At 66.7% G+C, this 13,233-nt stretch carries 14 protein-coding genes; 2 read left to right on the forward strand and 12 right to left on the reverse strand.

The genetic code is table 11. From position 1 onward, the window contains the following. The first annotated feature begins 12 nt into the window (after positions 1–12). On the forward strand, positions 13–543 hold the full coding sequence (locus BXU09_RS18150) for a hypothetical protein (RefSeq protein ID WP_078305733.1): 531 nt from the start codon (positions 13–15) through the stop codon (positions 541–543). Here the strand turns inward: BXU09_RS18150 and BXU09_RS18155 are convergent. The 12 genes from BXU09_RS18155 to BXU09_RS18210 form a co-directional block, all read right to left on the reverse strand. Then, positions 522–1,067, reverse strand: coding sequence for a hypothetical protein (locus tag BXU09_RS18155; protein ID WP_078305734.1), 546 nt, complete (start codon positions 1,065–1,067; stop codon positions 522–524). The genes BXU09_RS18150 and BXU09_RS18155 overlap by 22 nt on opposite strands. Beyond that, positions 1,064–2,014 (reverse strand): hypothetical protein, encoded by a 951-nt coding sequence (locus tag BXU09_RS18160; RefSeq protein ID WP_078305735.1) that lies wholly within the window; start codon positions 2,012–2,014, stop codon positions 1,064–1,066. The genes BXU09_RS18155 and BXU09_RS18160 overlap by 4 nt, the downstream gene beginning before the upstream one ends. Then, on the reverse strand, positions 2,011–2,667 hold the full coding sequence (locus BXU09_RS18165; RefSeq protein WP_078305736.1) for a hypothetical protein: 657 nt from the start codon (positions 2,665–2,667) through the stop codon (positions 2,011–2,013). Before BXU09_RS18165 ends, BXU09_RS18160 begins: the two co-directional genes overlap by 4 nt. 159 nt (positions 2,668–2,826) lie before the next feature. After that, positions 2,827–4,278 carry a transcription elongation factor gene (locus BXU09_RS21735; RefSeq protein ID WP_240501494.1) on the reverse strand — a complete coding sequence of 484 codons (1,452 nt, stop codon included), beginning with the start codon at positions 4,276–4,278 and terminating at the stop codon, positions 2,827–2,829. 61 nt (positions 4,279–4,339) lie between these two features. Then, positions 4,340–6,343 carry a hypothetical protein gene (locus BXU09_RS18175; RefSeq protein ID WP_078305737.1) on the reverse strand — a complete coding sequence of 668 codons (2,004 nt, stop codon included), beginning with the start codon at positions 6,341–6,343 and terminating at the stop codon, positions 4,340–4,342. A 100-nt stretch (positions 6,344–6,443) separates the two neighbouring features. Further along, positions 6,444–6,917 carry a hypothetical protein gene (locus tag BXU09_RS18180; RefSeq protein WP_078305738.1) on the reverse strand — a complete coding sequence of 158 codons (474 nt, stop codon included), beginning with the start codon at positions 6,915–6,917 and terminating at the stop codon, positions 6,444–6,446. Between the two features lie 387 nt (positions 6,918–7,304). Further along, a complete protein-coding gene (locus tag BXU09_RS18185; RefSeq protein ID WP_240501496.1) occupies positions 7,305–8,183 on the reverse strand; it encodes a single-stranded DNA-binding protein in 879 nt (292 codons plus the stop codon). 169 nt (positions 8,184–8,352) lie between these two features. Next, on the reverse strand, positions 8,353–8,535 hold the full coding sequence (locus BXU09_RS18190) for a hypothetical protein (protein ID WP_055364262.1): 183 nt from the start codon (positions 8,533–8,535) through the stop codon (positions 8,353–8,355). 185 nt (positions 8,536–8,720) lie between these two features. Further along, positions 8,721–9,917: a bifunctional DNA primase/polymerase gene (locus tag BXU09_RS18195; protein ID WP_078305740.1), complete on the reverse strand. Its 1,197-nt coding sequence runs from the start codon at positions 9,915–9,917 to the stop codon at positions 8,721–8,723. Beyond that, complete coding sequence (locus BXU09_RS18200; protein ID WP_078305741.1) at positions 9,901–10,365, reverse strand: hypothetical protein; 465 nt, start codon at positions 10,363–10,365, stop codon at positions 9,901–9,903. The genes BXU09_RS18195 and BXU09_RS18200 overlap by 17 nt, the downstream gene beginning before the upstream one ends. Next, positions 10,362–11,201, reverse strand: a complete 840-nt coding sequence (locus tag BXU09_RS18205) for a hypothetical protein (RefSeq protein ID WP_078305742.1) — start codon at positions 11,199–11,201, stop codon at positions 10,362–10,364. Before BXU09_RS18205 ends, BXU09_RS18200 begins: the two co-directional genes overlap by 4 nt. A 1-nt stretch (position 11,202) precedes the next feature. After that, complete coding sequence (locus BXU09_RS18210) at positions 11,203–12,303, reverse strand: hypothetical protein (protein ID WP_240501498.1); 1,101 nt, start codon at positions 12,301–12,303, stop codon at positions 11,203–11,205. Positions 12,304–12,439: 136 nt separating this feature from the next. Between BXU09_RS18210 and BXU09_RS18220 the strand changes: the two genes are divergently transcribed. After that, positions 12,440–13,006, forward strand: a complete 567-nt coding sequence (locus BXU09_RS18220; RefSeq protein WP_078305744.1) for a hypothetical protein — start codon at positions 12,440–12,442, stop codon at positions 13,004–13,006. Positions 13,007–13,233 lie beyond the last annotated feature (227 nt).

Consider the following 13,233-nt stretch of genomic DNA (forward strand, 5'->3'; position numbering starts at 1 on the left):
CGCCCCACGCCCATGGACCGGCTCGCTCAGGCGAACCGGAATCGGCAGGCGATCGAGGAGCTGCTCGCAGTTGACGACGTGCTGACCGACGCGATGCTATCCAGGGTGGGGCTGGACGGCACGCGTTTCCCTGGGCTGACCCTGTCCGTGCAGCCCATGCGGAAGAGCTCCTGGACGGTGGACGTGACGTTTCGCGCAGCCTCGGACTCCAGGCTGCGGGACGCGCCGATCAGCTCCCTGTCCCACGCGGCAGGCACAGCGGCCATGCGGTGGCAGCTGGCCGCGAGTGCCGAGCAGTGGACGATTGACCGGGGCGGCCGTTTTCACCGACCGGACGCTGTCATGAAGGACGGGGAAGAGCTGGTCGCCATGGAGTACGACGCGGGATACGACCGCCGCACGATCCGCCGCAAGGTGCGTCAGTTCGAACCGTACAGCAGACTGGTCTGGGCGACCCCCAGCGCGATCCGATCCGCCCGGATGAAGGCGGACTACCCGCACGTAGAGGTCATCACGGTGGACTACTGGAGTGCCCAGACCTGAAGGTGACGCTGGTACTGGACCTGCCGGTCGTAGTTCTCGGGCCGGGTGACGACCAGAATGAGCGTGCTGGAGTGCAGTCGGAGGGTGCTGCGGTGCCGCCGGATGAGGGTGGCCACCCACTTCGTGCTGGGGGGCCCACTCGACACGCGGATGTAGAGCACGTGCTCTCGCCCGGCGGCATCGTTCAGGCGCAGTGAGCGGGACCCCACAAGGGTCACGGTGTACCCACGCGCGACGGCCATGAGGGTCGCTTCGCGCAGCGCCACTTCATCCGTAGCCGTGCTCGCGGAGAGGGGTTTCGGGTTCGTGAGCTGGCACGCCGCCCGGCCAGCCGTACCCAGGATGACCACAGGACCGAGGACGCCGTGCACGACCCGCAGGAGGTCCTGCTGGACCAGGGCGGCCACGTCCACGCGGCCATCGAGATCCGCGAGTCGGCGGCTCCCGATGGCCAGGTCGTGCAGGAGAGAGGAAACGTCCGCCAGAGCATCGGCGGACGTTTCCCGGTTCAGGGGTTCACTCAACTGGCACCCAGGCGCTCGACCGTGACCGTCCGCAAGACCTCAGCGGCCGCCTGCCCGTCCACGCTGCTGCCCTGCCACTGGGCGTTGATGCTGGTGGGGGCAGTGGTCAGATCGACCTGACCGTACTTCGTTTCGCCTGGGTTGACGCGCACCACGGCGTCCGTCGCCCCCAGGCCTTGAACGCCGTTCAGAGTGAGGCGCCGTTCGTCGAACGTGACCGGGACGCTCCCGGAGTTGGTAATCCGGTAGTAGACCCTCGTCTGCTGCCCGTTGGTCAGGGCGCGAAACTCGACGTCCGCCCGTGCTGGCAGAGACACGGGCACGGACACAGGAGAGACGGCGGGTTGTGGGGTGACCTGCGACGTGACCGCCCTGGTCGGCGTGGAGGTCGTCGTCCGAGGAACGGTTGCAGTGGGGGCAGATGCAGTGGGGGTTGCAGCGACTGCACGGGAGGCCGTGGCCGGAGCTGGCACGCTGGTCTGCGGGAGCGCGTTGGTGGGTGCGGCCTGAGTGGGGAAGCCGGGGATCTGCTGCTCGGGTTCCGGCGCCTGATCAGCGCGAACGATGATGTTCCGCACACCGCCACCGCGGGACGGCGCAAGGCGCGCCTGGAAGAAGTACACGCTGTCAGCCGTCATCACCAGGATCGGGTACGAGCCGGTGCTGGCCGTCGCTCCGATCACCACCCGTTGACCGCGCTGGGAGAACTGCAGGACGCCCTCGCGGGACGTGATGACATCCACCACGTCATCGGGGAGATTGAGCACCCAGATTTCGCCCATGGCGATATCGAGAATCCCGTACGCCTGCTTCAGATCACTGGCGCGGTACTCGCGGGTGATGCTGCCGCCCATGTACGTGTTCTGGGGGGCCTCCATTGGAGCTGCGGAGGCGAGGCCAAAGGCCAGTGATGCTCCCAGGATGACCATCTTCAGACGCGTTTTCATTTCTGCTCCTCAACGTTCACGGTGAGTGGGGTGGTGACGGTTTGTGTGCCATCGGACGTCGTGATCTGCAGGACGTACGCTCCGACGGTCTGAGTGGCGGCCGCGCTGATCGTGAAGCCGAGCGGGTCGGTGTCCCGCGTGACGCTCAGCGCGCCCGTGATGCCGGTGATCCGCACGTCGGTAGCGAGTTCTCCAGCGCGGTCCGGCGTGATGGAGACTCGGCGCTGCTGGCCGGGCTGCAACGTCAGGGCCGTGATGGGTTTGACGGTGTACGGCGTACGGGTCGTGGGGGTGACCGTCACGGCCAGGACGGCCGTACCGCTCCCGCCCGTGGCAGTGACGGCCAGCGGCACGCTGTAGGTCCCTGGGGCCGCCCCGGACTGCACGGCGACGGTCAGGGCGCCCGTGCTGGGCGTCACGGTCAATTCCGCCGGAACTTCGCGGGCGGTGATGTTCAGGCCCGTGACGGTGTCAGTGGTGCCACTGACTTTGCCGGTCACCTGGACGCGTGTAGAGCTGCCCGGTGGGAGGGTGACGGCACTGGGATTGAGGGTGACCTCGATGGTCTGAATGAACGGATTGCTGAAGGCCCCGTTGCCGCATGAAGACAGCAGGAGGGCGGCGGGCAACAGCACGGTGCTGAGTCGTCGCATGCCCCGAGTGTGTGTGACGTAGGGGTGACGAAACAGGAAACCCCCGAGACACAAGGTCAATCGGGGGCATCTTCTGCGGGTGAGCGCAGTTCGCGTGCAGGCCTGGGACGCAAGGTCAACCAGTAGGGCAGGCGAAGTCAACGGGGTGATGATGAGGGTTCAGGTGATGCTGAGGATGTGGATCACGTTCACAACCTGGACTGGTTGTTCCCGCTTGTAGGTGACGAGTGTGGACGTGTACTGGGTGTGCACGTCGTTGATGGCTGGTGCGGTCACGCCTTCTGGGACGTGGCGCTTACTCGTGACGGTTCCGGCAGTCATGATCTGACGGCTGGTGGTGGGCACGAGGCGGTGGTGCGTGGAGGTGACGGTCACGGTCTGTCCAGCGGTGGCGTGGAGCAGGGCCTGACCGAGTGATCCGGCGGTGCTGACTTCGCCGATCTGGGGGTGTCCATCGGTGAGGCGGACAGTTTTGGGGACGCCGGCGATGGTGATCTCGAAGGTGCGGCCGATGTTGCTGTCCACGTCACCCGGTTCCACGTCGAGCAGGTCGCGTTCGAGTTGACTGATCGCGGCGTCTGTTTCGAACATGCGGGTGCGGGCTTCATCGTAGGCGGCACTTTCACGCAGGTCCCCGTCTTCGATCGCGCTGCCCATCAGTTCGGAGATGGTCTCTCGTTCCTGTCGGAGGGCGCTCAGGCGGGTGAGCATGTCGGCGTGTGCCGCGACGGAAACCACACGTTTCTTCGCCGTGGTGGTCCGGCTGGGGCGCCGTTTCTGGGGAGTGGGTTCCGGGACGGTCCGCTGAGGAGGGGTGGGCGTGTACGGCTTCCACTTCTCGACGGGTGCAATCTTCCGGACGCGGAAGGCGGGTTGGCCTTCGCTGTGGAGGTAGACGCGCCTGCTGTCATCCACGCCGTCCATCTGATCGAGCGCGGCCAGCACGCGGGCGCGCAGGTACGTGTCACTGATGGTTTCGGCGAGGACCCGGGCGTCACGAGGTGACGCGTCCCAGGGGATGAGCAGGCCTTCGACGTCGAGGACCTCGGTCAGGAGGCTCTCGCTGAGGACCTGATACTCACTGTGCGCGAATTGGGTGGCTTCCAGCGCGCCCGCTTCACCCCTGGAGAGGACGGTTTCCGCGTTGAACACGCGGTCCACTTCCATCCATGAACGGGAGAGACGCACCAGGGCGCTTTCGGCACGGAGGTCGATGTCCACGCCCTCGCGGGTGTGCACGGTCAAGGGGTCAATGAAGTCGCGTTCCGTCACGGCCACGCGGTCACCGGACTTCACGCCAGCGAACGGCATGCCTTCGGTGATCGCGGTGCGTTGGTGGCGCGCCATGACCCCAGCCTTCACAAGGGCGAAGAACGCGTCGTATAGGGCGGGGTACTGCTGTTTTGTGCCGATCAGGACGCCGGCCAGGGGCGCCGTGATCGTCACGTCATCGCCGCGTTTGCGGGCAGCGGCTCGCTGGGCGGCCACACTGGCCTGCTTGTCCACGCAGCGTTCGAGGAAGTCAGGGTCGATGGTCCGGCGAAGGAAATCGGCGACGTTCCGCTTGGGGGCGTGGGGGGCGAGCTGGGCCAGATCAAGTCGGTCATTCATGGGTGCTCCAGGGGAGCGGTGGGGGGATCTCTCCCCACCGCAATGGGGAAAGAGATTCAGTTCAGAAGGGCACGTGAATTTCGCTTGCGCCTTCGGGGATGGACCACCAGGCGTCAGCCCACCACGCGAGCGGGTTCTGTAGGGCCAGGTGATCGTCCAGGATGTTGTCCTGATCGACCAGGGCGAGGAGTGCACGGCCCAGGTTCAGGTCGGTGCCGCTCTCTTCGAGGGCTTCGGCGCAGTTCGTGAGCGTTTCGCTGACGCGATGCGCCGCCAGGTACTGGGTCCGGATGTCCTTGGCGTGATCCAGGGCGGCGATCCATTCCGCTTCTGGGGCGACGTCCGCGGCAGCTTCAGCAGCAGCGAGTTCGCCTTCCAGGCGGAGGAGGGTCAGTCGGGCGTCGCGCGCCCGGGCGTCGGCGCTCTGAGCGCAGGCTTCGAGCGCGAGTTGCATGGGACGGACGTAGCGGGTGCCACCCTGAACCCGGACGCGCTGGGCGCGGCGGGTCGTGATAGGCACGTGGGCGAGCTGATCAAGTGCGTCTTCCGCGTGTTTGATGCGCACACCGGCTTTCACGCAGGCGGCCACGAAGGTCCGGTCGGCCTTACCCTGACGGTCCAGCTTCCGGCCGTAGAGCACGGCGGCCGCCAGGTTGAACCGGAAGAGGAGGGTGGGGTTGGCCCGGTGCAGGGCACCGGCGACGGCTTCGTCGTCCTTGGACGCACGCTGGAGGGGGGTACCGATCAGCGCCGTCAGGAGGGCGGAGCCCAGCTGGGACGGACGGGAGACGGCGGTCTTGCCGCGCAGGGCTGCCTGCACGCCGCGCAGCGCTTCACGGACATCATCCATGGGCGCGTTCAGGGGCGTACCGGTCAGGGTGAGCGCGAGACGTGCCGCCGCGATGGCGTCATGTCCCTGGCCGGGAATCCCGGCCTGCTCGCAGAACTGAGCGAACCGGTCCCGCACCTGACGTTCCTGCTGCCGCTTCCGGTGCACGGGAAGGAGTTCCCGGACAGGAAGGCGAGTGAGGACCGCACCGTGGATGGGGCCGAACCGCTGGTAGGCGCGCAGGGCGCGGATCTGATCCAGCTGGTGGAGCGGGGCTTCGTAACGCTGGGGCGCCACGGGTTCAGCGGTGAGGATGTCCGCGAGACGCTGGTCGCCGTCTTCGCCAGTGACGGCGTCGAGGCGGTGCGCTTTCGCGTTCCGGTTCACCCACAGTTCCGTGACGGTGGCCAGTGCGCGGGCCTGCCGCATCGTCGACTCGCTCAGTTTCGGGCGGGCCAGGATGGCGCGGGCATTCGCTCGCACAGCGCGGGCGATCCACGCGGGCGTCAGGGGCAACACGCTGGTGCGGGCTTCCGGGAGGGCTTTCGTGGGGATGGTCTTCCCGTTGACACCGGCGGCCAGGAAGGTCGCGGTGACGCGGCGCAGACCGCCTTTTTTCACGATGAGGTTCTTGCGGCCTTTCGGGAGGTGGCTCGCGGGACGGGTCGTCTTGGCCAGACGGACCCACTCGTCGAAGAGGGCGCCGTCGTTGCCGACCGTGGCGAGGAGCCTGGAGCGCCCGGAGGCGATCGCAGCGGGTGCGCCACTGGCACGCTTGTCGTCGACCAGACGTTCGGCCGCCATGGGCATCTCTGCGGGCAGTTTGTACTGCACCCAGGCCAGCCAGCGGAAGCCGTTCTGGTTGGGGTTCCAACCGGTCCGGCGGATTTTCCCGCCTTCGGTTTCAGTGACTCGCGGGAGCAGCTTGTTCAGCTGGTGCAGGGCGCCGTCATACGCTTCGAGCAGCCCGCCGAAACGGGTGCTGTATTCGTACGCGACTTCCAGGATCAGCGGGCCAGCGTTGCGCGCGAGCTGGTCACGAGCGAAGAGCTGCTGGTCAGGCGTTCCCTCCGTGGCCATGGAGGCCAGGTGCAGGGTCTCGACGTCCGTGAGTCGGACGTAGTCGTTTTTTACCTGACGCAGCACTTCGAGGAACACATCCTCCCCGAGCACGTTCGGGACGGCAAGTACGGTTTGGTGGCGCTTCTCGCTCCAGATTTCACGTTTCATGGTCATGGGAGGCTCCTGGTGGAGGTCCGGACCGAAGCTGCAGCGCCGTGCCCCGTATGGGACCCCGGCACGCAGTTCGTGCCGGGAAGGATCGGGTGGACGGGGCTTAACGGGGCAGCAGCTGCTGAAGCTGGTTGGTGGGCACGATGACCCGGTAACCGACCCCGCTGGTGGGGCGGAAGTTGACGACACTGGTGTCGCCATGCGTGAGGATGATCAGACGCACGGACCCGCTCACGGGCACGGTCCTGGACTGCATGCGGTCCCAGCGCGCTTCGCGTTGAGCGTCCTTGATCGTGTCGATCAGGTCGCCGACGTGCAGCGTGACGGGCGCGAGGCCAGCGGCCTGCAGGCGGATGACCATGCGGCCATCCTTCAGGTTGTCCGTGCTGCGCTGAACGAGCGTCAGGCGGGTGCTGTGCTCTTCCCAGCCTTGCAGGGTGACGATCAGACCGCTGATGAGGAAAGCGGCGATAGTGGCCACGCCGAAACCGGCGGGCAGGTCGAGCAGGATGACGGCGGCCATCAGGGCGAGGGCGATGACGGCAACGGCGAACTGCTGACGGGTGATGATGAGCATGACGCACTCCTTGTGCCCACGGATGGGCGGTGAAGGCGGAGTGCGTCAGCAATCAATGTGTGGGCCCGGGAGGGCGCCAGCACACTGCTTGCTGACGCACTCCTGAGCGAAAAAAGAGAAATCCTGCCGGTCCCCGTGAAAGGGGGTGCCCTCGTGGGGGCCGGCAGGATTTCGACAACGGGGGCGAAGTGACCTTCGCGGAGAAACTGAGATGACTGTAGCACCTTCTGCGCCGCGCTACAGCGGGAAATGCCACGTCGGATCCACCAATGAGAAAATCCCCGAGACGCAAGGTCAATCGGGGATCATCCAGCCGGATAGGGCTGTTGTTGTACGGTTCGAGGACACAAGGTCAACTCGGCGCGTACAGCATCTCAACGGGGTGACTCAGAAAGGCAGGTCCTCGTCGGGCGGGAAGTGATCATCCAGTCCCTGATCGATGTCGAGTCCTCCCGAGTGGGTGGGGGCGGGGCGCGTCGGGGCCGGGCTGCTGGAGCGGGAGGCTCCGGCGGCGACAGGCTGACGTGCGGGGGCGGGCGCGGCACTGCGGGTCGGCGTGCTGCCCTGCGCGGTGGTGCCACGGGCGAGCGCTTCGACAAGGGACGCTTCCACCTTGGTGGTGTTGCGCTTGTTGCCGTCGCGATCCGTCCAGGCTTCGTTGGTGAGGCGTCCCTGCACGAGCACGGGATCCCCTTTGCGGAGGTCCTTCATGCGTTCGGCGAGTTCGCGCCACAGGGTGACGTCGATCCAGTGGGTCTTCTCCTGCTTCTGACCCTGACGGTCGTTCCAGGTCTCGTTCACGGCCAGGCCGAGTCCGAGCACGGCGTCGCCGGCGGGTGTGTAGCGGAGTTCGGGGTCACGGGTGACGTTGCCGATCAGGATGACTTCGTTCATGCCGCCACTCATCCGCACACCGCCTCCGGCGTCCTGAATGAGTTCCGGCGAGTACCCGAGCTGCTCCATGCGCTGGGCTTTGACGCGGACCATGCTGCGCTTGCCGCCTTCCGGTGCGTCCCACTGGCTGTACTCCACGCTGCCTTCGACCATCACGGCGTCGCCGGCCTTGAGGTTGCGTTCGGCCTGCCATTCGGCGGGTTTGCCGAGGATGGACACGCGGTGGTACCAGGGGAGTTTGCGGGGCTGGCCGTCACTGCCGGTGATGTGATCTTCACCGGCGATGGTGGCTTCGAAGACGGCGGTGCCGCTGGGGGTGTAGCGCATTTCGGGGTCGCGAGCGAGAACGCCGATCAGGAAAACGTGATTCATGCCTCGTGCCATGGTGTACTCCTTGCCTCCAGTGTGGAGGACTTCAGGTCCGGGGGCTGTCCGCCCTCCGGTGAGAAGGGGGATCAGCTGGGCGGGTGAAGTCGAGTGCGGTCGGGGGAGCCCGGCACGCTTTGGACGGTGCCGGGCCGCTCGAGGCGACCCACAAGGGTTACTGGTGGTTCAGGCGGGCCTGAACGGCGGGGAAGAGGTGGAGTCGGTCGGTGCGGATGGGTTCGCCCAGGGCGAGGCTGGTGCCTTGCTCCTGTGCTCTCACAGCTGCTCTGAGACTCTTGGGGCAGGCCCCGAACTGGAACTTGGACGTGCCGCCGACGGTGTATTCGAGTACGAACATGAGGCCTCCTTCCGGAGGCTGCAGTGGGGCCCGGAGGCCGCATCAGCAGCCTCCGGGCAAAGCAAAACCCCACCGTGCACGTGCGTGCAATCCCGAACGGGAACGGTGGGGTTTTGACAACGGGGGCAGGGGGTGAACCCTGCAGGATTTCGTGCTGCCATTGTTGGCAGAGTCCAGCCCCCGCGTCAAGTGCTCCTCCCGTACCGCACCCGCCGGGCGCGCAGGAAGGTGTCCAAGGACCCGGGCATGGCTTCACGGCGCTCGTGTGCGACGTAGGCCGCGCGAGCGGTCTTCGGGGCCGCGTCATGGCCGATCAAGCGCAGGTACCGGATGGTGTCCTCGATGGGCCGTCCAGTGGCCGCCCACTCGCGCGCGACCAGGTGCGCCGCCCGCGCTTGATCTTCGGGTGGGAGCTGGGCGTATACGTCCTCCAACGCCTGAGTGGCGGTCTGTGGCGTAGAACGGGCATCTGTGCTGCTGTACCCCCACGGCTCGCCACGTGGTGCGGTGTACGCGGTGCGCATGCTCGCGCGGTACTCGTCCAGGGTGTACGGTGCCCCCCGACCATCCGGGTGTTGGTGCCCGACATGGCTGACGTACGTCTGGCCGACCTGGAGCACTTCCGCGTGGCTGTAGCCGTTGTTGTACAGCGCCCACGCAAGGTGATACCCCGTGTCGTTCCGGCCACCGAGTGTTCCGTCCTGAACTTTCTGGAGTGCCCAGTCGAGGATGCGGCTGCTGGGGTATCGGTCGTCACCGCGGGGGAGAGGACCGGTCATCGGTGGTGGCGCCGGGAGTGGTGGCACCAGGCGGAGCGCTTCGCGCAGGGTCAGGGGCAGGTCGTCGAGCGTGTCGATGTCCGCCGGGTCCCGGAGGTACACGTAAGGCCCCTTGCGGGTCACGGTCGGCGGCAGGATGGCGTTTCCGCCGTCGCCCCGGACGTCGACGCAGTCGGGGGCGCCGTGGGTGGACTTCCCGACCAGATTCCCGACGCGCCACTCGGGTGCCCGTAAGTGCCAGTGATAGCCGCCGCCCGTGCGGACGTGCGGCCGGATACCCAGCGAGTGGGCGTACGCGCGGCCTTCGTCACCGTCGAAGTCAATGACGATCCGGCCACTGATGCGGCCGGTCACGAGTGCCATCCCGACGTTCTGCGTGTTGGCAAACCACGCCGTGACGGTTTCTGCGGAGGGGGCGGCAGTCTGGAGGGGCTTCCAGCTGGCCCGGAGGCGCGCGGGGTTCTCAGGGTCTGGACGGTGGTAGCCCGTCCGGATTAGCAGGGCACTGTGTGGATCCTTGTCCCGGTCATTGCCTGCGTGCACGGGGAGGATGGAGCACCCCCGTGCCAGGCACGCGAGGGCTTCATCAAGCAGCGCTGCCATCGTTCACTTCGACCTGGGGTTCAGTGCTCGGCTGGCTCTCGTCCACGGGTTGCTGGGTACCTTCTGCACCTTTCTTCGGAGTCACGGCTGCGGGTTTCCCGGGTTGACGCTCTTGCACGGTCGATTTTGGGGTACGGTCCGGGCGGGGCTGAGAGCGAGCCTCAATGATGGCCGCCAGGAGGGACGCGTCAATGTGCACCGCGATGTTCGCCGGGATGGGCGCGTTGGTGGGCTTGAGGAGGGCCCGGATTTTGGCACTGATGTCGCTGAGCCACGCCTGGGAGTTCGCGTCGAGCAGCATGAGGTAGTCCTGCTGCTCACCGGAACTGGCCACGGGCACAGCGGCCAGCGTGCCACTGCGGACGGCCTCGTGGACGAGGCGGCTGAACAATGGGCGCAGAGCCTCAGGGAACGTCTGGGCGGCTTGGCTGGAGAAGGTGGTGGTCATGCGGGGTGTACCTCGCTGAGGGTTCTGAGCAGGCGGGCCAGTTGCCGCGGGCTGGTCAGGCAGAGTTTCATGGGTTGCAGGAGCGCGTCCTCAAGGGTTTGAACCTTGTGTTGCAGGGCGGGGAGCTCGTCGTTGTGCATCAGGGTGCCCAGCACGAGAAGGTGCCCGTTCTCCGTGCTGTGGGGGTACAGGCGTCTGGTGGTGAAGGGGACGACCGGGTGGTCTCGCAGAACGCCAGGGGTAGGCGGATACGTCGTGGGGTCGATGTAAGGCAGGCCGAGCATGGCAGCCCGCGCGTCCGCTTCTTCCTCCGGATTGGGCCGGTAGTTCTCCCACGCAGACCTGGGCAGGAGCGCCGCCAGGGCAGCGGCATCCTCCACGTCCCGCCAGTGCGCGCGCGCATCCGGATAGACCAGCGTGAAGAGTTCCCGGAAGGTCGCGGGCGGGGCCAGATCAATGCGGAGCGTGGCCTGACCGCCCGGCACGAGTGGGTTGAAGTGGGCGCGGAGCGACGCGAAGTCCGTCACGCGGGCGAGCGGGTCAGGGCTGAGCAGGTGAATGGTGGTGAAGGCCCTGACACGTGGGAGAACCAGGTGGTCGAGGGCGAGGTGGAGGGGCAGCAGGCGGGCGTCGATCGGGCCAGCAGCGGCCGGGTGAGGGACAAACGTGCGGTTGCTGCGGTGGGCGAGTTGCGCCCAGACGGTGTCGGTCTGGGCGCCCAGGTGCCGGTGGAGGGCGTTGAGGACGCTGCCGCCATGCTTCAGTTCTGCCGCCGTGCTGGCCAGTACCGGGGCTGGAATCAGCCCCGTTCGCGCGTACTGGTCAAGGGTCTGCATGTCAGAGGATGTTGCCGTCTGCCCAGCACGTGCTGGCCGCGAACCGGGCAAAGCGGTCGAAGAGTGGATTGGGCGCTCGGGCCGCCTGGATCTGCGTGCGGATGCGGAATGCCTCGCGGGCCAGGGACCGCAGGCGGGTCCCACTGCGGCCCAGATCATGCGTGCCTTCCTGCTTGGCGAGATGATCGGCTTGTTCCCAGATTCGCCGCGCGCCATCTGTGGAGTGGTGGACGTCGATGCGGCCACCGCCGCCTCCGACTTGGAGGACCCATTCCATCATGTTGAGTTCCGCGTCGATCAGATCGTCGCCAGTGGACGCCGTGGCGTGGACGACGATGGTGCCGAGGCCGACCATGACGACGCCGGTATACACGCGTTCGTAGTCCGTGATGGCGGCGGTGTGGACGACGTAGGTGACGAGGGGGCTGGGGGTGGGCATCTTGCCGTCTTTCATGAGCTTCATCAGGTCACGCCAGATGGGGGATTCCCGCTCGGGGCGCGCGAGGACGAAGCTCTTGCCGGATTTCGCCAGCGAGCGGGCGAGTTCGCCGTACTCGTCACTTTTATTGCGCAGGTCACGGATGGCGTTGGTGATTTCGGATTCGGTGGTGTGAATGCGAATGGTGCTGCGCGTGCGGCTGAGGCGAGCGGCCTCGGTCAGGGCTTGCACGACCCAGTTGTCGTCCTGTGGTTGGGAGTGGTAGTTGCCGATCGTGGCGTCCAGGCGCGCGTCCTTGAGCACGTGGACGTAGGTGAGGATGCCCGCGAACCGGGTGATGTAAATGTCGTCGAACTGACGGTATGACCGCTTTGGAGGGGCTGGCTCGGCCGTCTGGCCCTGAGCGGGCAGCTGTGCCGTGGGCTGGGAAGCTGCGGGTGCCGGGGGCGGTGGCGTGAACGCGGGTTGCACCTGCGGTTCTACGACCCTCGGTTCCACGATCTGCGGTTCTCTGACCGTCGGCTCCACGATCTGCGGTTCTCTGACCGTCGGCTCCACGATCTGTGGTTCTACGACCGTCGGCTCCACGACCTGTCGCACAGCGACTGGTTGGGCTGGGCGGGCCAGCACGGGGGTTGGACTTGGTATGGGTGAATCGCTCATAGGTGACCTCCAGCGGTGTGCCGCGTGTGGGTGGAGCAGGGCGGCCGGTTGCCCTCACGGGTGGACCGGTGCGCCGGGTGGCACGCGGCGTTTGACCCTGCGGCTGCGGCGCACGCGGCCCGCGAGGGTGAGGCCGGTGGACCAGCGTGCGGGGTGCGGGGCGCACCGGCGCGCGGCGGGTGGCGGCGACCAAGGGCTCGGTGATCGGCGCGGTCGCGGGCTGGGGTGCCGGCAGGTCACGGAGGTACTCCAGCACAAGCAACGAGCCAGTGCGGAGGGCGGCGCAGCCTCGCTCGACCAACTGCTCGGCGGCCTGAAGGATGGTGGACCGGGCGAGCTTGAGCTCGGTCACCATGCGGGTGATGCTGTCCCGCCGCGCGTTCAGATTTTTTACGTGGTCGAGGACGCGCTGGATGTCCTGGTCGTTGGCGTCAGGCGCAGGTTGCTCGGGCTGTACGACACTCAGGATCCGGGTGCGTTTGCCGTGCAGGCTGATCGTCACGATGGACTGCGGACCATCCAGCAGCCAGGCCAAAAAGGCCGCGCTGATCCCGAGGCGTTTGATGATGGGCAGCCGGACGCTGGGACCGTGGCGCTTGAGGTCCTCGGCGAGGAGGTGCAGGTGGTTGGTCCGGGCGGCGTTGATCTGGGCGGTGACGACGTAGTAGACGCCGGCCACGCAGGTGATGGTGCCATCGGCTAGGCCCTGGGTGAGTTGTGTCCGAACGTGGTCTTTGCAGATCGGCGCAGCCGCGCGCAGCTCCGTGAGGATCTGCATGGTGGTCATGCACATCCCGGTTGTGCTCAGGTGTTGGAGGACGCGGCTCATGCGCGCACCGTGTCAAATTAATTCTCTCCAAGTCTGATCGGGAGGGCGATGCGCTTTTCGTTGTTTGGGACGGTGTTTTCGCCCAATCTCTCCAATTCTCA

The organism is Deinococcus sp. LM3 (assembly GCF_002017875.1).
Taxonomy (GTDB): Bacteria; Deinococcota; Deinococci; order Deinococcales; family Deinococcaceae; genus Deinococcus.

What these genes read in the sequence shown, in the direction of transcription:
- BXU09_RS18150 (WP_078305733.1), top strand. Translation starts at nt 13, where the DNA reads ATGGACCGGCTCGCTCAGGCGAACCGGAATCGGCAGGCGATCGAGGAG.
- BXU09_RS18160 (WP_078305735.1), bottom strand. Translation starts at nt 2,014, where the DNA reads ATGAAAACGCGTCTGAAGATGGTCATCCTGGGAGCATCACTGGCCTTT.
- BXU09_RS18165 (WP_078305736.1), bottom strand. Translation starts at nt 2,667, where the DNA reads ATGCGACGACTCAGCACCGTGCTGTTGCCCGCCGCCCTCCTGCTGTCT.
- BXU09_RS21735 (WP_240501494.1), bottom strand. Translation starts at nt 4,278, where the DNA reads ATGAATGACCGACTTGATCTGGCCCAGCTCGCCCCCCACGCCCCCAAG.
- BXU09_RS18175 (WP_078305737.1), bottom strand. Translation starts at nt 6,343, where the DNA reads ATGACCATGAAACGTGAAATCTGGAGCGAGAAGCGCCACCAAACCGTA.
- BXU09_RS18180 (WP_078305738.1), bottom strand. Translation starts at nt 6,917, where the DNA reads ATGCTCATCATCACCCGTCAGCAGTTCGCCGTTGCCGTCATCGCCCTC.
- BXU09_RS18185 (WP_240501496.1), bottom strand. Translation starts at nt 8,183, where the DNA reads ATGAATCACGTTTTCCTGATCGGCGTTCTCGCTCGCGACCCCGAAATG.
- BXU09_RS18190 (WP_055364262.1), bottom strand. Translation starts at nt 8,535, where the DNA reads ATGTTCGTACTCGAATACACCGTCGGCGGCACGTCCAAGTTCCAGTTC.
- BXU09_RS18195 (WP_078305740.1), bottom strand. Translation starts at nt 9,917, where the DNA reads ATGGCAGCGCTGCTTGATGAAGCCCTCGCGTGCCTGGCACGGGGGTGC.
- BXU09_RS18200 (WP_078305741.1), bottom strand. Translation starts at nt 10,365, where the DNA reads ATGACCACCACCTTCTCCAGCCAAGCCGCCCAGACGTTCCCTGAGGCT.
- BXU09_RS18205 (WP_078305742.1), bottom strand. Translation starts at nt 11,201, where the DNA reads ATGCAGACCCTTGACCAGTACGCGCGAACGGGGCTGATTCCAGCCCCG.
- BXU09_RS18210 (WP_240501498.1), bottom strand. Translation starts at nt 12,303, where the DNA reads ATGAGCGATTCACCCATACCAAGTCCAACCCCCGTGCTGGCCCGCCCA.